Here is a 19,541-nt window from a genome sequence, read left to right as displayed (position 1 = left end):
CTGACTAAAATAGAGTATTATTTTGAATCAAACCCTAATTCCTTGGTCGTTGATAGCCACATTTCTTGTAAAGGGATATCAGACTGGCTAGTTTTAGCGATAAGACTGGCGCCTAACCAACCGTAATACCAACGTTTCGCTGCACTTTGCGCAGCTAAAGCTTCTGCTGCATACAAGTCTTCTGTTTCAGAAGTCGGGTGGTCTATATTTTGTGACAATGTCTCAAAATCAGGTTTGGGTAGCGAGCCATCCTTCCAACCTGCCTTAACTTGTTCACTAATCCAGTTAATCGTTTGTTGGTAACCACCAGATAGTGCTTCTCGCATGGGTTCAGAGATATCGGCGACTTCGCCACTCAACTTAACGACCAAACACTTTTCATGATCGCAGCCATTTTGCTGAGTGTCATACCAATATTGAAAATAGGTGTATAACTTCTGTTGGGCACTTATATTTTGATCTGAAATCAAATCCAACCGCGTTTTATAATGATCAAAATACCCTCGGATAACGGCTTCGCCAAACGCTTCTTTAGACGCAAAATAATGATAAAAAGAACCTTTTGGAATGCCCGCTGTATCTAAAATCAGTTTAATACCGACTGCTGTAAACCCCTTTTGCGCCAAAAGTTTATATCCAGTAGCCAATAGGTGAGATTTGGTATCACCCTCAGCTGTGTTAAATGAGGGGTTAACGAGGGATGTATCATTCGGTTGCAACTCTGGCATGAAGGCGTAAGTATCTGATGTTTGTTCAGAGTTAGAGGTATTGTCTAACGCCTCTTTTTCGAAGGGTTTATGCTTATTAGGACTATTCGAAGGTTTGACAGAAGACATAAAGACATCCCGTTTTGCAAAGAGGCATTCAAGTTTAAAAAATGAAAAGATTTTAGTGCAACGATTATTAAGATTTAAAAAGTGATACGATTTAAAAGTGATAAGAGTTAAAAATTAAAAGTCGCCTGCTATTTTAACACATTTAAATTTGACACATTTATAACAGGGTTTCCGCTTACCGCACGGTTTGAACATTAACGATTTAGCTGATTTTTCATTTTATTATTTAGGCCCTAATTGCATACTTATAATTATGGGTAGTATACCTACCTATGAAACATTATTAAACGCTTTAGTCTGTAGTCATCAGAATGTAGAATCTAGGGTTTATAATACGAATTACATCAAATCGTGACCTAATGAACTCATGCCGACAATAAAACTGTACTCGTCCTTAATTTATTCTCAATTTAATCGAACATTGACTATTCTGATGAACTTTCAACCAAAAAACCGATTTAATTACCAAACGAATAATTAATCAATAAAAAACTTAAATAAAAATGTATCCACAAAGTTAACAATAAGGATGATAAATGCAACCATATGCTTCTTTAACCACTGAGCGTCTTGAAAACATCGTTAATATCGCCCAAGACTATGTCAGTGAAGATAAACAATTACTTAAAGACTTCATCACCGTCTATTACCGTAATTTGGCCACTAGGATCGCCGATAGTGAGTCTGATGAAGACTTAGCGGGTATTGCGTTACACCATTTTGTATTGCTAAAGTCGTATCAAGACAACCAGCCCAAGTTAAGTCTGTTCAATCCCAATGTTGAAGAGCATCATTTCCATAGCAGTCATACGGTCTTGCAATTGGTAGCATACAACCGCCCATTTTTAGTAGATACCTTATCCATGTGTATCGAGGAACATGGGCTCGATGTACACAGTATCCATAACACCATAATCGATATTGAAAGAGATGAGTCAGGTGCTATTTGCACTGTCCAGGATGTACATAATAGCGATACCAAGTATTTGTCAGTAATACACTGTGACATTGAGCGCACTGATAAAGCCACCATGGAGGCATTAGAAGCGTTTATTAAAGAGAAAATCTCAACATTAGATATTGTAGTGGGTGATTGGCAAGCGATGCGTCATAAGCTCATCGAAATAAAAGAGGATTTGGGTAAAAACCCAATCCCAGAGGCTTACCACAAAGCTGAAGAGATAAAACAGTTCTTACAATGGATATTAGACGATCACTTTATCTTTTTAGGGTTTAGAGAGTATCGCATCGAAGGTATTGATGCGTTACCCAATCAAGACTTAACAGATTCTGGTACTGTGTCTAATGAAGTAGCGGACAAAATAGACTTGATAGCTGTGGGTAATAGTGGTTTAGGACTCTTGCAAGGTGAATCTGAGGACACGCAGTCGAAAAGCTTTTCTCAATTACCCAGTCGTTTAAAAGTATTGATGACCGCACCACGGGTGGTGTTACTGTCAAAATCAAGTCAACGATCTCCCATTCATCGCCCGGTATATATGGATTTCTTAGGTATTCATAAATACGACGAATCCGGAAAACTAATCGGTGAATACCGCTTTATCGGGTTATTAACCTCACAAGCGTATCAACTCACCGTACAAGAAATTCCATTATTACGTGAGAAGTGTCAGAAGATTATGAAAATGGCCGACTTCCCTGAAGACGGTTATAACTATCATAAATATATTCACATTATCAATACCTTGCCTCGTGATGATTTATTCCAAGCCAGCACCGATGAGCTCTATGCTATCGTCTCTGGGATTGCGCAAATCAAAGATAAAAAACGATTGAGCTTGTTTGCTCGAGTGGATCATTATCAGCGCTTTGTGTCGTGTTTGGTCTACATTCCTAATGAGAAATTTAACACCGATATACGCCTAAAAGTACAACAAGCCTTGGTCAACGCATTTAATGGGTATTCTTCGGGCTTTACCACTGAGTTTGATGAATCCTTTCATGCTCGAGTCCATGTCCATGTGCGAACCGAACCCGGAAAAATCAATGATGTCGATTTAAGACAGTTAGAGGAAGAGCTTAATACCTTAATGGATGACTGGGCGGATCAATATCAACAAGTGATGGTTGAGACCCTTGGCGAACAAAAAGCCAATAGCTTATTAAAGACCTTCTTACAGAGTATTCCTGAAGCTTATAAAGAGCATTTTGATGCGCGCACTGGCTTAGCCGATACTAAGCGGCTGGCGAGCCTTAGCGCTGATAACCCCATGATTTGGAAGATTTATCAATCGACTGGGGATGCCCAAAATCAATTACACCTCAAGTTATACGGCTTAAATAAGCCCGCTATCTTGTCTCATATATTACCCATACTTGAGAATTTTGGGGTGTCGGTGATTTCAGCCCAGACTTATGAGTTTGACGTGGCTGAAACCCCTCTGTGGCTCCAAGAATATGAGCTAACCTTGCGGCATGCTAAAACCATCGATATGAAGATCGTTCGTGAGCAGTTTGAAGACAGCTTAGCGCAAATATGGGCAGGGCGGGTTGAGAGTGATCCGCTAAATGAGTTGGTATTGTCGACGCGTTTAGGAACGTTTGAAGTCGTCGTTTTACGTGCCTTGATGCGCTATATACTGCAAGCGAAAGCGCCGTTCTCAAGCAACTACATTCAACAAACTTTAGTGAAGCATGGTGATATTGCCGTGTTATTGGTTGAGTTGTTTGATACCCGTATGAATCCATCCATTGGCAATGATGACCGTCAGATTAAAGTCAGTGAACTTAAAGATCAGCTAAAAGATGCATTATCAAAAGTTGAGAGTTTAGATGAAGATAGAATCCTGCAATGGTATCTAGATTTAATCAATGCCATGCTTCGTACCAACTTTTATCAGCGTGATGAGCAAGGCAATCGTAAAGATAGGCTTTCGTTCAAGTTTGCAGCCGATAAGATACCAAACCTTCCTAAGCCAAAACCCATGTTCGAAATCTTTGTGTATTCTCCAAGGGTAGAAGCGATTCATTTACGGGGCGGAAAAGTGGCAAGGGGCGGTCTGCGCTGGTCTGATCGCATGGAAGATTTCCGCACTGAAGTATTGGGCTTAGTCAAAGCGCAAATGGTGAAAAACGCCGTTATCGTCCCCGTCGGCTCAAAAGGCGGGTTTATCGTCAAGCAAAAAACACCCGCTGATGGACGAGAAGCTTATCAAAAAGAAGGGGTGGCCTGTTATCAAACTTTCCTAAGAGGGATGCTCGATATAACCGATAATATAATAGATGGCAAAGTCGTGGCGCCTAAAGACACGGTGCGCCATGATGAGGATGACCCTTATCTGGTTGTCGCAGCCGATAAAGGAACGGCAAGCTTCTCAGATATTGCCAACGGTGTCGCTGCGGAATATGGATTTTGGCTAGATGATGCGTTTGCCTCAGGCGGATCAGTCGGTTATGACCACAAAGCGATGGGTATTACTGCCCGCGGTGCTTGGGAGTCGGTAAAACGTCACTTTAGAATGCTAGGTCGTGATATTCAACATAAAGATGACTTTACGGTGGTGGGTATTGGCGATATGAGTGGTGATGTGTTTGGTAATGGCATGCTATTGTCCAAATATACCAAATTACAAGCTGCCTTCAACCATCTTCATATCTTTATAGACCCGAATCCAGACTTAGAAAGCTCGTTTGCAGAGCGTGAAAGACTGTTCAAATTAGAACGCTCTACTTGGGATGATTATGATAAGTCATTAATAAGCGAGGGTGGCGGCGTCTTCTCACGACAAGATAAGTCCATTGATATTACGCCTGAGATGAAATCGGCCTTTGATATTGAAGAGGATTCATTAACCCCTAACGAGCTAATTAACAGGCTGTTAAAAGCGCCCGTTGATCTGATTTGGAATGGCGGTATCGGTACCTATGTCAAATCCAGTGATGAGAGCCATGCTGATGTTGGCGATAGGGCCAATGATGCCGTTCGAGTCAATGGACAAGAGATTCGAGCCAAAGTATTTGGCGAAGGGGGTAACTTAGGCTGTACCCAGCAAGGCCGTATTGAATTTGCATTATGCGGAGGTCCAGAGCAGGATGGCGGACATCTCTATACCGATGCCATTGATAACTCTGGCGGCGTTAACTGTTCAGACCACGAAGTCAATATCAAAATATTACTAGGCAAGGTGGTCGAGCAGGGCGATATGACCATTAAGCAGCGCAATGAGTTGTTAAAGAGTATGACCGACGAGGTGGCCGAGTTAGTATTACGTCAAAACTATCTACAGCCTCAAGCCATTGAGCTTAGTCATCTGAATCCGGCGGACAATCTGACCGATCACAAGCGCATTATTGACTTTTTAGAGTCAGAAGGACGTCTCGATCGGGCGATAGAGTTCTTGCCATCAAACGAGGTCATTGAGCAGCGCATGCGCACAGGTGCTGGCATGACTCGTCCTGAACTGTCAGTGATATTAGCGTACGGCAAAATGTGGGTATACGATCAGTTATTAGAGTCAGATCTACCTGATGATCCTTATTTTGTTAATGAGCTGCGTAAGTATTTCCCTGATAAGCTAGCAAATCAGTTCTTTGATGAGATGACACGACATCGTTTGCATCGTGAGATTATCAGTACCTACTTGACCAATAGTGTGGTCAACCGTCTGGGTATCGAAGCGATTTTCCGCCTATTTGAAGAGACCAATCAGTCCATTGCGACCATTATCCGAGCTTATGCGATTGCCAGAGATATTTTCCAAGTTACTCAAAGCTGGAAAACGCTCGAAGCACTCGATAATCAAGTCGATGCCATTACATTACTAGAGCTTGAAAACAGAATAAGAGACGTTCTAGAGCAAGGTATCGTCTGGTTAATCAATGCTTATGGTAGTGATTTAGAAGTAGCAAATACGGTTGATCGCTTCAAAAAAGGGGTAGAGGAGTTGACCCAGCCTCAAGGCATCATTGCTACCCAGTTTGATGCAAATCTGGAAGATGATATTGCAGATCTAAATTCGGTAGGCTTAGATCAAAGTGATTCTCAGACCTTTGCTATCTTACCGTATGCCATCGATGCGTTAGATACCGTATTATTGGCAGAGCAATATGACTGCACGATTGATGCGGTAGCGAAGCTGTATTTCGAAGTGTATCAAAACCTGCATATCGACTGGCTAATGGATAAGGTCGAGCATCTACCACAGCAAGATCATTGGGACAGACGTGCCCGTTATGCGCTGCTTAACGAGCTATCACGCAGTATCAGACAGATGATGACCAAGTTGCTGTCACAGGATGAGCCTGAGCAAGCGTTACAACAGTGGCAAAATGCTCATAAACCGTCTATTGAGAGTATGGCCAGCGAAATGGAGAATCTTGAAGGCTCCACGGTTAGCTTATCTGCTTTATCCGTCATGATTAGCGAGATTAATAAACTGATTAGTGAGTAGCTGGCTGTTTGTTAGATTATGTAGCTAATCCTGCCATCCGCTACTATCTTGCTTTGCTAAGGGCGAACCGCTACGCTTTAACCCGTTCCTGCTTCGCGATAACGGCCTAAAGCAAGCGTATCAGCCCTTTGCTTTACCAAGTATATCCGCTACTGTCAGGGCTAAACCGCTCTACCTTTTCACGATTTATTATGAATTAACCTGAATTGGGGTTAGCCTTTTTATTATTCCTGACGAATTACTCAAAAGACTAACCCGACATTTTTTACATAATAAAACTTAAGTCTATAAGATACGTAGGTTGGGCGGAGTTTACGACCCCCAACACTTAAATATGACAGTTAGGGCAGTGGGTTAAGCTTTGATAACGGTATCCTACCCATTAATAGGAATGAGTTACTTATATGACAGTCTCAGCAAGTGTTGATATAAAATTGTCTGCGCCGACCTTAAACCAGATTGATTTGATAAAACTGCTTCTGAGTCATGGATGGTGTATCTACGACAATGGTAGTAAGGTTTACCTTCCTATAAACGATAATGATATGTTTAACTGGAAATGGGACTCACAACTATGCGATGCAGATCTGTTAGATATTCTATCTGTAAAACAAAGTTTAGATGAGTTAATAGGTGTCTCATTATCATGGCAAGATACTAATATAGGCGGAGAGTTTTTAATCTTTGATGATTTATCTATTAGTGTTATATTCAGTAATAATCGAAAAATAAATGAATACGGAATAACTGATTTTAATTAGTATAAATTTTACTCAAATAAATTAGGTTCAAATTCAAACTTACCAATCATAAATTGCCGTTAACTTCCAACAGCATAACACCCTGCACCGCTAATCTGACTATGACCACCCGATATCTTTTCGACCCTAATTTGAGTCAATATTCGCTCTTTTAAGCTCTGTACGTGCGAGATGACCCCTATCAATTTGCCTTCTGCTTGCAGATTGGTCAAAGTATCAAGGGCAATATCAAGCGAGTCCTCATCAAGCGTCCCAAACCCTTCATCCAAAAATAATGAGTCTACACTGATATTTTGACTTGCCATTTTGGATAATCCAAGTGCCAATGCCAAACTAATAATAAACCCTTCACCACCCGACAAATTCTTAGTACTACGAATCTCGCCACCTTGATAATCGTCAATGACATTTAGCTCTAGCGGATTTTCCTCGTCACGGGTAAGCAGGTAACGGTCACTCATCTTTTTAAGCTGGGTATTAGCATTGCTGACCATGATTTGGAAGGTCAAACCTTGAGCAAAGGTGCGATATTTTTTACCATCTGCTGAGCCAATAAGCTCCCTTAAATTTCGCCAAACTGCAAATGATTGTTGTTGCTCTTTAATCGCCTCAAGTTGCGCCTGTTGATTGGCTTTATTGGCTTCATTGTCTTTAAGCTTTTGTTCAAGTGCACCGATTTGTTTATTAAGCTCTGATATCTCGTCTTCTATTGCTGACAGTTTGGTTGTGAGCGTAGTCTTATCAGTAGCATCGTCCTCAACCAACGGATTAGTCAGTTTTGTTGCTAACTGTAGTTTGGTATCCTCTAGTCTATGTTGCGCAATTTTTAAATCACTGTCTATCTGCTGTTGTTGTTTAGCTAATGCCTCACGAGTCTCACGCTCCAACATGGCCTCTTTAAACTCACTTTCATCGGCAAAATCATTGTCTTTTAACAATCCATCAAACACAGTTTGTTGCTGGTCTAACTTTTCACTGGTTTCTGCTATTACTTTATCCAGTTTTAACCCTTGTTGCTTAAGTTGTTCGATACGCTGTTGGTTATTATTATAGTGTTCTTTCACTTTAGATAGCGTTAGTCTGGCATTATCCATTGTCAAACGTAGGCGTTTATCAATGGCGTCTATGTCGGCAACTACATAAGCAGGAGCTTCTTCATTGCTGTCTTTATCATCAACATCAAAATCAACATCAATATCAACATTCTCAACAATGGGCACCTTAATATTAAGCTCACTATCCATCTTATGATAGTGCGTTTGTCTAGTGTTCTGTAATGACTGTAAATTGGCTTGCAAATCCTTGATAGACCCAGTTAAAGCATTCCGTTCACTTTGCAACTGTTCAATCTGAGTCACTAAGCCTTTGATACTTGTAGTTAAATTGCTGATTTCATTACTTAGCGATTGGCTAAGTTCTCGCTGTTGGTTATAGTCCTTTTGCAGTTGTTGCATCCCTCTACAATAGGTGCGCAAAGTGTCTATATACGTTTCAGACTCAGGTATGGTTAGAACCTGTTTATTGGTTATAGAGGCACTTAATTTATTAAGTCCTGTATCTAGGGTCGTCCACTTATCCTGATCATCATCCATATAGGGACTGGCTAAATGACGGATAGACTGAATTAAATGCTCAATCTCCGTAAAATTACTCTCAATATAAGAGTCATCACTGGCAACTTGTTGTTGAGTCAGTTTAATCTTAGTTTCGATATCATTTATTTCTTGCAAGGCAGATTGGGCGTTATCTTGCAAAGCTTTAAGTGCCGTTTCACTTTGGCTAATCTCCTGCATTAACCTATCGTTATCATCAAGCACCGTGTTAAGCGCGTCCTTTTGCGAAGCTAAATCCTGTATAACGTTTTGCAATAGTGATATTAAATCATCGGCTGTCGCTTTTACATTTATTAGCGCTTCGTTAGAGATATCTCTAGCAGGTTTATCAAAATCATGATTATTTAACTTAGCTTCCAAAGTCTTTTGTGATTCATTGAGTTTCGTCACTAATGAATAGTTATCAAAAATCTCTACAAGCTTAGGGCTAACGGTATTTAATAGTTGTTTAAAGGTCGCTATCTGTGAGTGATTATCAACGGCTAATTTTGATGCTTGAGCTAACTGCTCACTTAATTGCTTTTGATAACCGTTCAGCTCATTTTTCGAAGTTACCAAATTAATTTTATCTTCAGCAATAAGCTTCTCGATATTCTTAATTTCAATCGATAATTCACCTAAACGGTTTTTAAGTTCAGCTGTGGGTGAGGGCTTATCTAAACCATCTTGTGACGTGTTCTCTAACAACGGATGATTGCCTGCATAAGGATGCTCAAGCGACCCACACAGCGGGCAAGGCTCATCGTGTTGCAACAAATCAATAAAATCTTCAAGCTTAGCGACTTGTTGCAATAGCTCTAAATTGGTCTTTTTATCCTCATACTCGGTATTCAGTCTATCTAGCGTTTGTTCATTCGTCTCAATACGTTGCTGAAACTTATCCATCTTGGCTTGACTACTCGGTAGCAAAGAAAGAGACGCTTGCACTTGTGAGGTAAGCTCACCTAGCTGACTAAATTGCGCCCGCATATCACTAAGCTGTTTGCTACTTTGGTCGATATGGTTTGATTGATGACGAAGCGATTGTAGAGTTTGCCCTTGCAATAAGTTACGATGTTGTGCCTTTAAAGAGTCAACCTCTTGTTTTTTATGTTCAATTTGAGCATCCGCTCGTTGCTGGCTACTCTTGAGCGTTTTAAGTTTCTGCGTTAACTGCGCCAAGTTACTCAACGCCTGACTTCTATTTGATGCCTTATCCGCATTATTGCTTAACAAGCTTTTAATTTGCTTCCCAAGCTGATGAAATGACTCAATATGGCTGACAAGTTGCTCATGATGCGAGCGAGTAGCAAGATAATCGGTTGCTTTATCCAGCTGAGTCTTCAATTGCGCTTGATCAACTTTAGACGTCTTTAAAGAAGCGTTTAACGCATCAATATTGGTGGTCAGCGAGTCATAACGAGTCTGTTGGTCATCCAAACGCTGTTGAGTCTGCGAAATTTGACCATTAATTCCCCTTATATCACTAATCAAAGGTTGTGCTCTCTCATACTGATTCGACGCCGTTTGCTCAGCTGATACGGCATGGTCCAAATCAATCTTATTTTGGCTAAGCTGACCTTCAGCCTCCGTCAAATCCTGCTTACATTGATGCTGGTCTGTTTTTAAACTGTCCAATTGCTGGCGATAGATCACCAGTTGATTAAAGTCATTGCTAATCTCAAGCGCCTTGTTTGCCTTATCCAAACGCTCCGCATCCGCTGTAAATCCCAACTTCGCTTGCTCAGCATCCAGCACATCTTGCTGATACTGTTTTTGCTTAGCTTGCAAATCCGCAACCGCATCCAGCCACTTAATTTGCGCCTCAAACCCTGCCTGCGTGGCTTTCTTAGTAGCTAGCTCACCACTTAAAGTGCCAATCGTCTCTTGATATTCTGCTTCGGTTTCAGCATCCAAAAGTGACAAACTATCTGCCACCGCTTGCATCCGCTCAAGCTCTTCCTTCTCGATACGAAACTTCTCATGCACGTTTTTAGAGATATCGGCATAAATCTCAGTACCCGTAATCTTCTCCAAAATATCGGCACGTTCATCCGATTTGGCTTTTAAGAATGCTGAAAAACTGCCCTGTGCCAGCAAAATAGAGCGGGTAAACTGTGAAAAATCCATCGATGTCAGCTCAATAATTTTCTTCTTAGTCAGCGAAGATTTTTCCTCTAATACCTTATCGCCGGCACTCAGATTATCGGTATTTACTTCGGCGATCTCATGCGTCGCACTTTGCAAATTCCCATCAGACTTCCCATACGCTCGGCGTTGACCCCAACGGCATCGGTACTGCGTTCCGTTCAACTCAATCACCACTTCGGCATAGCATTCCCCCGTTTGCCGTGTCATCACATCATTGGTTGAGGTAATCTCACCAAGGCGAGGGGTCGCTCCATACAGCGCCAAACAAATGGCATCCAAAATCGTGGTCTTACCCGCACCCGTCTGACCCGTAATGGCAAAAATCCCTTCATTTACAAACGCCGCATCGCTAAAATCGATACGCCATTCGCCCTTCAAGGAATTCAAATTTTTAAGTCGTAGTTCGATTAGGCGCATGATGTCATCTTAGAATTAATATTAGAAATTAGAAGTTAAAAGGGTGCTTTGAAGTTAATCAGGATTGGTAGCTCATCTCGCTTTCCGTTCCTATCTTGTCATCTTACAGGGGCGAGCACTAAAGCCAGAGTCGTTCCTGACTCAGCGATAACGCCTCTAGCTAAGTGCTCGCACCCTGTAAGCTAACAAGGATATCCACTACAATCGAGGCTAAACCGCTCCTTCGATTTGAAGTTAGTGTATAAATAGAGAAGTATTTATTATAGCGAATTTAGAATTGCAATCGGGTGCGCCATGCGCACCAATCATATTCAATAATTTAAAAGGTGAGCGGGGCTTATCCTATGTAAAGCTACTTATCAAACTGATATCGAAACGCTCGCCTATGTCCTTTTGAAGTAGCTTCTTTAACAGTATGAGCATAAAACCTATCTGTAGTGCTGTTCATTAAGATTTTATCGTATTGTTGATCCATAGGAAGATGATAAAGCTTTTCGCCATTTACTGATGTCGTGCATTTAATTTTAGGATAGTCTTTCTTTAGAGGAAGTTGTTTAACTTCGATATTTAGTAGTTCAGCCATATGTTCAGCGAAATCACCTAGATTGTTAGTTATGATGAGTTCGGCATTAACTGTCTTATTTACTCCAAAGTTATTGGAATAAATAGAGTATTGAAGCACTCCAAATAATTGGAAAATATATTTTTCATAAATCTTCTTGTTTTTTGACCAGCATTTGCACTGTACTAATTTTACAATATCTCCTTTTGTACATACTAAATCTATGCCTCTATCGAGTCTACCAGCTAACGCACCTTGGTAGTTTACATTCCATCCTTCTTGTTCAAATAAATACCCGATATACCTCTCATAAAACAAACCAATTTGCACATTGTTTTTTTGATTGTTGGTATATCTATCAAGAGCGAGTTGATTTTTTTTATCTTCGGGTAACTTTTTATATTCGTCAGTTGTCAAGTATTTCAAGGTATTATCTTGATCAGATAAATCCTCTTTAAAATTAATGACTTCATCAAGTATAGCCTCTTCATAATCCTCAAGTAGGGGAAAATATTCATGATAGGTTTTAACTTGATACTCTAATGATTTGTTCTTCTTTATTAACTTCTTATTCTTATTTTTTATTAAATCTTTAATTTCTTTTGCTGTTGAAGGAGCAGGTCTTTTCTTGTTATTGAGGTAGCTTACATATTGTAGATCTCTCGCTGTTTTAGCTTCAGATATCAAGTCAATTAACCAATTACGACCTTCTAGGAAACTTCTTGAAAATACTTCTTCTTTTTGTTTTAATTCCATTTTAAGGCGATTAAGACTTTCTATCGAATTTTTTATGGATTTCAGGTTCAAATCTCTTTCAAGCTCAATAGATTTTAAGCTTTGAGCTTTATCAGCTTCAAAATTATTAATTTGCTTATTGAGATTATCTTTTTCTGTAGTAATATCACTTCGTAACTTTTGCAATGATTTTTTTTCTGCTTCAATCATTTCATCTCTTTTTGGTATCATAAAATAAGCAGTAATAAAGAAACTGATTATCGCTCCATAAACAAACTCCATGGAAAAACTCCTTGTGTGCCAAGCTAAATAGGTTAGCTTGTAGGGTACTGTGCTAAATCACCAGAATTAACATCTTCCTGACTCGCCTTATGCTAAATTTGCTGATAAGCATCTCGAAGCTCGTCTTTCTATAACTTAGCCAGTGTAGGGTGGGTTAGCGAAGCGTAACCCACCAAATAAATATGACAAATGCAGTCTTTTAATAAATATATGGTGGGTTACGTTTTATCTACACCTCTTTGAGGTTTGAAAAATCTAACCCACCCTACAGAGACTTCTTTATGCTATGTGCTGGTGATATTAAAATTGATGGGGCAAACGATATTTTCTAGCTTTGCGCTCGCCACTGGCGATTAATAAATCTTGCTGGACTAAAGCGTTTAGGTAGCGTCTGACGGTAGAGGCGGATTTGCGTATCAAGATTTGAGCGTCACTATTACTAATACTCAAATTTGTCTGTAAGAATTCGCTAATCAACAAATAGGCTTGTTTTTCGTTGTCAGTCAGTTTACTTAATTTATCGCTCACTATATCAACTTTATCGCCCATTTCGCTATCTTTATCGCTCAAATCATCATTCTTATCGCTCATTTCTACCGATTTATCGCTCACATCAGTGGTTTTGGCGTTATCAGGATTATAGCTAACGTTTTTATCAGTACCCTCATTAATGTAGGCATTGACCATATTCAAAATAGCATCAAGCATAAACTCAATAAACACAGTGGAGTTATTGGTTTTATCTGCGAGCCCTAGTACTCTATAATATTCTGCTTGGTTTTCATAGACAATCGTCTCTACAGGTAACCATGCAAACACAGGGTTTTGCAGACTAAATAATACGGTTTGCCACAACCTACCCATGCGCCCATTTCCATCACTAAAGGGGTGTATGACTTCAATTTCATAGTGCATCACCGCATTTTTTATTAAGATAGGCGTGTCGTCGGTTTTTGCCCAGTCAAATAAATCCGTCATGAGCTTAGGGACAAACTGTGGGCGTGCTCCCATATGGATAAGATTGCCTGAACTGTCATAGATGCCAATATCGCTTTGTCGCCATTCCCCTGAATAATCTACCAAGCCCTTTGTCATCATCCCATGTGCGGTTAAAAAATCATTGATGCTATAAGGGTCAAAGTTTAAGATTTGCTCATACGCATCATAGGCGTTTTTAACCTCTTGAATTTCTTTAGGGTTGCCAAGCACCCGTTTACCATTGATAATATCAGTCACTTGCGTTAGGGTTAATGAGTTATTTTCTATGGCTAATGAAGACTGAATAGAACGCAGACGATTGTCTTTTCTTAGGTGCAGTTGCCTTTCATAGGCTACTTCTAATCGTCCTATCTGTTGTGAGATTAGCACGATTTGATTTAGCATGGTATTGGTGAGGGTAAAGGGCGGTTTCATAGCATATCCAAATTTTACAACCTGTATTTATGTTTATATTGGTTGGGGCTTTATAGGATAAACCATCAGGGTGTTATTTACGAGTTAAGAGTATTTAAGACGACTAGATGCGGTGTTGATAAGCGTTAATTAGTTTTCTTGAAGATTTGACTGTTAAAATACGTCTTACTTAATTCAAACCTCACCCGAATTAACATCTTCATGAGTTGCCTCATGCAATATCTGCTGATAAGCATCCCGAAGCTCGTCCTTCTGTGACTCAGCGATATCATGCACCGTCATACAGCGCTCAAAAACTTCCATCACATTCAGGTCCTTTAGCGTCTCAGTGCTATTTTCCGACGTTAATACTTTATTATAATTATTCGTGTTCTTTATCTTTAACGCCTTAAATGCGGTGCCTTCAAGTAATGTCTGTATTTCCTCATTAAGATTACTCATGATTTCATTACCTTCGTAAATAACTTCCAACCAAATAACCTCATCTTTAGGAAGCGTATTAATGGACTGCTCAATATGTGTCATATCTCCTTTAATCTGCATTAACTTTTGAAAGGTAGGGATGGGTATAGAGGTAATCAGCATATGCTTATCGTGATAAACAGGAATAGGCGAGTCGATGCCATTTGTATCAAAGCTGTCTATATAAAAACTATCTACATTAGCTGGATCAGTTGTAATAGTTTCAATCGAGAGTTCTTCAGACGATTTATCTATTTTATCTTCCTCGCTATTACCTTCACTAATCGCATCATCGATACCCGCAAACAGATCATCTATAAATAGACTACCTTGATTTTTAAGTTTAGGCTTAACCGATATTTTTGAGGATGCTTTTGAAGTTGTTATTTCAGATCTAGATGTTTGTATGGTTGGAGTACTAAAGGCTTCATTTGGATTAGGTGATAACTGTTGAGTATTATCAAAACGCTCATCTATCAAGTCGCCAAACCGAATCAACAAAACTTGCTTTAGCTGGCGAGCCTCCCCAAAACCCATCGGAATCGGCGAACCACTATATCGAATGTGCTCACGTGCACCGACACGTTGTGGTACATGCAAATGACCCAGCGCCACATAATCAAAACAGTCTGCAAACATATCAGCCGATATTTTACCCAATGAGCCAACGTATAAATTGCGAACGCCGTCATCATCTGTGGTACGTCCACCGGACGCAAACAAATGACCGGTAGCGATAATCGGTATATGACGTTGGTATTGTTCAGTAAGCTTATCTTGTTGAGCTTTAGCAATTTCTGCCACGCCATCGTAATGTGCTTTGATACCTTCTATGACTTTGCTGTCTTTATCGCTATCAGACTCGCCCGCTCGACTACTGCGAACATCACGATCACGCAAATAAGGGACAGCAGTTATGATACAACAAGGTGTGCCTTCGCTATCATTGAGGGTCAACACCTCGGCTTCTAAATCCTCACAAGCTGTTCCGACGACATGCACATTTAAGAACTTTAAAATATTGCTGGGCGCATCAAGAAAGGTAGGGGAGTCGTGATTGCCCGCAACGATGACGATATGTTGACAGCGTGATTTAGACACTCGACCCAAAAATTCATAATACAGAGATTGGGCTCGATTGCTCGGCGTCATGGTATCGAAAATATCACCTGCGACTATTAGAACATCAACTGTATAGCGGCTGATTGAGTCTTCTAACCATGCTAAAAAAGCCTCAAATTCCTCATAGCGCATCTGACCATATAAGCGACGACCTAGATGCCAGTCCGAGGTGTGCAGTATGGTTAAAGGTTTTGGAGGGGTAGATGGTTTGCTGGACTTTGACATATAGGATATTACAACGCGTAAGTTATTAAGAGGATGACTTAATCAATAATAGATTTAGGATGAAATAATCATACCATAAATGATAAATGCCCAGTATATGTAGCTATTCTTGCTTTCGCTACTATCTATCGTTCCAAGTGAGGCGAGTGTCTAAGGTTTGTCGTGTCGCCTGCTCCGCGCGCCCCGCCAATACCAAGCCATCGCAACTCACTTAGAACAATAGTATATTCGCTACAATCAAGGCTAAACCGCTCCCTAAAGCAGGGTTTGGGATGTATAAAAGGTGGTTTAAGAGTTTCTAAGACTGGTAGGCTAGTGACGAGGTGCGAGATCCAACTAGTCTAAAGTTGGGTGTCGTAAGCTTTACCTAATCTACAAAGTTCTGAATATAAAAATAGCTTTGTCATACGTCAATTTTAAAAGACTATGTCACTCCTATAATATCATTCAAAATTAAACTATAGTCTAGCCGCCGTTAACATAAAAAATAACCTATCTTCTCAAGTTATCAACATCATAGTTGGAGATGACAAGTAATAGTTTTAAATCTAAGACAGTCTATAGTGTATGATATGCCTATTAAATTTATAAGTGAAAGGCAGAACTTGTGTTAGAACCAACAAAGCAGTATGTACAGTGGCAAGAGAACGGATCAGAGCAGCAAGCGCGCTGGTTGTCGCAAAGCGGTTATGATGCACCAAAACGTATGGTAATTATTGATGATACGACAACAGCAGGTGAGGCTTATCGCTTAGCGAATGCTGGCACGTCTATGCTATGGCGAGGTGATTTTCAAAACGCTAAACAGCTTATTCAAGCGCTACAAAGACGTATTGACCGTAATGAGCTGCGCAAAAGTGAGAAAGCAGCCAAAAAAGCGGCTCAAAATGAAAGTGGTTCAAATCAGACTTTAGATTCAGAGGCTTTACCGAATCTATTTCATAAAAATCGTTTGGCTCAAAGTCAGCGCTCTCGAATATTAAGCCGTCTGCTTTTACAGTTAGATGCTGGATATATTAGTCAATTACGCCGCGCGCCTGATGTGAGTGCGGCATGTACTGCTGCTTTTGGTGAAATGAATGAAGCGTGCGTATTGTCTCTACGCGAGTTACAAGGGGCATTAGGGGCGGCTCAGTGGCGTGAAAAAGGGGTCCCGATTAAGGCATTAGGATTATCAATTTACCCACATTACGGTGTATTTGCGCCGACTCGCCAAGAATATGTGCAATTGCTGCTTGATGCACCGCTACCGTCACCATGCGAGGTCGCATATGATATCGGTACGGGAACGGGTTTATTGGCTATTGTATTGGCGAAGCGGGGTATCAAACGAGTAATAGCGACCGACGTAAACCCTAGCGCTCTAGACTGTGCAAAAGACAACCTTGATCGTTTAAAGCTGGCAGATGTGCTATTGCAACAAGCTAACTTGTTTCCAAAACAAGCGCCTAAAGCAAATCTGATTGTCTGTAACCCACCTTGGTTGCCTGCTAAGCCCAGTTCCCCATTAGAGTATGCCGTTTATGATCCTAATAGTACTATGTTACGAGGATTCTTAAAAGGTGCGAAGCAACATTTGGCTGATAATGGCGAGGCTTGGCTCATTTTGTCAGATTTGGCGGAGCATCTAAACTTGAGGTCTCGAGAAGAGCTATTAGGTTGGTTTAAAGAGGCTGGATTGACGGTGAAATATCGACTGGATACTCAGCCAACGCACGGTAAAAGCCAAGACTCGACAGATCCGCTATATGTAGCACGAAGCAAAGAAGTTACTTCGCTATGGTGTTTAATTCGTGTACATTAAACCAAATAGCCTAAGCAATTAAAAGTAGTGGGAGTTGTGCGAGGGACGAGCACCGAGTAAGGTCATTAAAGAAAAGCGGGACTCTCAATCGCATATTTCAGATGGTTTAAATCTTTCGATGCTGAGGCCCTGCTTTTGTTTTAGGTTCTCAATTTAAGTGCTCAATATATAAAATGTGACTAGATCATATTTAGTGCATGTGCCTGCTGATCCGTATTGACAATATGCTCTCCAAACCAAGCCAACTCGTCATGCAGTTTTGCCACTTCACCGACGATTAGCAGAGCAGGGGTAGGTAGGGGATTGGCGTCATGTTTAGCAACGATGTCTTGAAGGGTGCCAGTCATGACTTGCTGAGTGGGTAGGCTGGCTTGGGATATGATGGCGATAGGGGTGTCAGCATCTCGTCCTGCATCCATTAATCCTTTTGTTAAACGTTCGATTGAATGTAGCCCCATATAAAAGACTATCGTCTCATTGGGATTGGTCAATGAGTCAAAGCCATTATTCGGCTCACCAGATTTTAAGAAACCTGTGACAAAACGCACCGATTGTGAGTGTTCACGGTGGGTAAGCGGTATTCCAGTATAGCAAGCGGCGGCACCTGCTGCGGTAATACCAGGCACGACTTGATAGGGTATATTGGCCGCACGTAGCGCTTGTATTTCTTCACCGCCTCGTCCAAATACAAAGGGATCACCTCCTTTTAGGCGCACCACACGCTTACCAGAGTGCGCTGCATTGATCATGAGTTGATTAATGCCTTGTTGAGCCACTGCATGATTGCTGCGTTTTTTACCCACAAAGACTTTATCGGCATCACGGCGGCATAAATCGAGCACTGCATCAGATACTAATGCATCATAATAAACGATATCAGCTTGCTGCATTAATCTTAGCGCTTTAAAGGTAAGTAGCTCTGGATCACCTGGTCCAGCACCGACGATATAGACTTCACCTGTAGCTTTAGTGGGTTTTGCAGAATGAGTAGCGTCTGGATTGCTATCACTATTTCTTATTAAGTCTTGATGGGTTTGTTCAAGTTGCCGTTTTAATGCTTGCTCGGCCTCTACACTACGCCCAGCAAACATCAACTCGCTAACCTTGCCTTCAAATGCCTTTTCCCAAAACTGACGTCTGCCCGTTAATGTCGGGATTTTTGATTTGACTTCATCTCGCATATCACCAGCGAGTTTAGCCAGCTTTCCATAGCCTTGTGGAATTAAGGTCTCTAAGCGGGCACGAGTCAGGCGAGCGAGTACTGGCGCTTTGCCATTAGACGAGATACCGATAACAATTGGATTTCTATCGACTATCGCTGGAAATATAAAGTCACATAGTGGTGGGGTATCGACGACATTAACCGGTATGTTTAACGCCTTACAATCGGCATGCACTTGGTGATTTAAGGCTTCATCGTCTGTACCCGCTATGACAATGCGCTTGCCAGCGATATATTTTTTATCGTAATGTGCGGTAATTAAGCTATGTTTTGAATCACTTAGTAATTCAGTGATTTCTTCACTGATGTGTGGCGCTAAGATAGTAATACATGCACCGGCACGCGACAGCAAGTCTGCTTTACGTTGAGCGACTTCACCACCACCCACGATTAGAACAGGTTGATCTGTTAGTTTAAAGAATAGGGGAAAGGTATTCATATCTCAAAAGCTTACTGTTAGAGTATAATGACATTATGACGCATTCAGTGACAACTATCACCATAGAAATCGCTATTACTTAATTCATAATGCTCATAACGGTGTTT

9 protein-coding genes are annotated in these 19,541 nt (G+C 40.8%); 3 read left to right on the top strand and 6 right to left on the bottom strand.

Annotated features, from left to right (window positions below; translation table 11 throughout):
* Positions 1-17 precede the first annotated feature (17 nt).
* The gene (locus tag AC21OG_RS11335; protein WP_487376842.1) at positions 18-728 is read right to left on the bottom strand and encodes a TetR/AcrR family transcriptional regulator; all 711 of its coding nucleotides are present in this window, start codon (positions 726-728) and stop codon (positions 18-20) included.
* A 644-nt stretch (positions 729-1,372) separates the two neighbouring features.
* Between AC21OG_RS11335 and AC21OG_RS11330 the strand changes: the two genes are divergently transcribed.
* Both AC21OG_RS11330 and AC21OG_RS11325 read left to right on the top strand, forming a co-directional pair.
* Positions 1,373-6,247 (top strand): NAD-glutamate dehydrogenase, encoded by a 4,875-nt coding sequence (locus AC21OG_RS11330; RefSeq protein WP_487376768.1) that lies wholly within the window; start codon positions 1,373-1,375, stop codon positions 6,245-6,247.
* Positions 6,248-6,651: 404 nt separating this feature from the next.
* Positions 6,652-7,008, top strand: a complete 357-nt coding sequence (locus tag AC21OG_RS11325) for a hypothetical protein (RefSeq protein WP_487376767.1) — start codon at positions 6,652-6,654, stop codon at positions 7,006-7,008.
* Positions 7,009-7,067: 59 nt separating this feature from the next.
* Here AC21OG_RS11325 and AC21OG_RS11320 read toward each other — a convergent pair whose 3' ends face one another.
* The 4 genes from AC21OG_RS11320 to AC21OG_RS11305 all read right to left on the bottom strand — a co-directional run bounded on the left by AC21OG_RS11320 (position 7,068) and on the right by AC21OG_RS11305 (position 15,969).
* Positions 7,068-11,168 carry an AAA family ATPase gene (locus tag AC21OG_RS11320; protein WP_487376765.1) on the bottom strand — a complete coding sequence of 1,367 codons (4,101 nt, stop codon included), beginning with the start codon at positions 11,166-11,168 and terminating at the stop codon, positions 7,068-7,070.
* A gap of 352 nt (positions 11,169-11,520) precedes the next feature.
* A complete protein-coding gene (locus tag AC21OG_RS11315; protein ID WP_487376764.1) occupies positions 11,521-12,747 on the bottom strand; it encodes a restriction endonuclease in 1,227 nt (408 codons plus the stop codon).
* Positions 12,748-13,047: 300 nt separating this feature from the next.
* Positions 13,048-14,160: a Fic family protein gene (locus AC21OG_RS11310; protein WP_487376763.1), complete on the bottom strand. Its 1,113-nt coding sequence runs from the start codon at positions 14,158-14,160 to the stop codon at positions 13,048-13,050.
* Positions 14,161-14,334: 174 nt separating this feature from the next.
* Positions 14,335-15,969: an exonuclease SbcCD subunit D C-terminal domain-containing protein gene (locus AC21OG_RS11305; protein ID WP_487376762.1), complete on the bottom strand. Its 1,635-nt coding sequence runs from the start codon at positions 15,967-15,969 to the stop codon at positions 14,335-14,337.
* Positions 15,970-16,576: 607 nt separating this feature from the next.
* On the opposite strand from AC21OG_RS11305, the gene AC21OG_RS11300 reads away from it, so the two are divergent.
* Positions 16,577-17,773 (top strand): methyltransferase, encoded by a 1,197-nt coding sequence (locus tag AC21OG_RS11300; RefSeq protein ID WP_487376761.1) that lies wholly within the window; start codon positions 16,577-16,579, stop codon positions 17,771-17,773.
* Positions 17,774-17,952: 179 nt separating this feature from the next.
* On the opposite strand, the gene cysG is transcribed toward AC21OG_RS11300, so the two are convergent.
* Positions 17,953-19,434 carry a siroheme synthase CysG gene (gene cysG, locus AC21OG_RS11295; protein ID WP_487376760.1) on the bottom strand — a complete coding sequence of 494 codons (1,482 nt, stop codon included), beginning with the start codon at positions 19,432-19,434 and terminating at the stop codon, positions 17,953-17,955.
* Positions 19,435-19,541 lie beyond the last annotated feature (107 nt).

It is taken from the genome of Psychrobacter sp. CX5, from assembly GCF_057621535.2.
This window is presented reverse-complemented; position numbering and strand designations above follow the sequence as displayed.

Excerpts from the sequence above, each read along its gene's own strand:
- AC21OG_RS11335 (WP_487376842.1), bottom strand. The coding sequence starts at position 728 with ATGCCAGAGTTGCAACCGAATGATACATCCCTCGTTAACCCCTCATTT.
- AC21OG_RS11330 (WP_487376768.1), top strand. The coding sequence starts at position 1,373 with ATGCAACCATATGCTTCTTTAACCACTGAGCGTCTTGAAAACATCGTT.
- AC21OG_RS11325 (WP_487376767.1), top strand. The coding sequence starts at position 6,652 with ATGACAGTCTCAGCAAGTGTTGATATAAAATTGTCTGCGCCGACCTTA.
- AC21OG_RS11320 (WP_487376765.1), bottom strand. The coding sequence starts at position 11,168 with ATGCGCCTAATCGAACTACGACTTAAAAATTTGAATTCCTTGAAGGGC.
- AC21OG_RS11315 (WP_487376764.1), bottom strand. The coding sequence starts at position 12,747 with ATGGAGTTTGTTTATGGAGCGATAATCAGTTTCTTTATTACTGCTTAT.
- AC21OG_RS11310 (WP_487376763.1), bottom strand. The coding sequence starts at position 14,160 with ATGAAACCGCCCTTTACCCTCACCAATACCATGCTAAATCAAATCGTG.
- AC21OG_RS11305 (WP_487376762.1), bottom strand. The coding sequence starts at position 15,969 with ATGTCAAAGTCCAGCAAACCATCTACCCCTCCAAAACCTTTAACCATA.
- cysG (WP_487376760.1), bottom strand. The coding sequence starts at position 19,434 with ATGAATACCTTTCCCCTATTCTTTAAACTAACAGATCAACCTGTTCTA.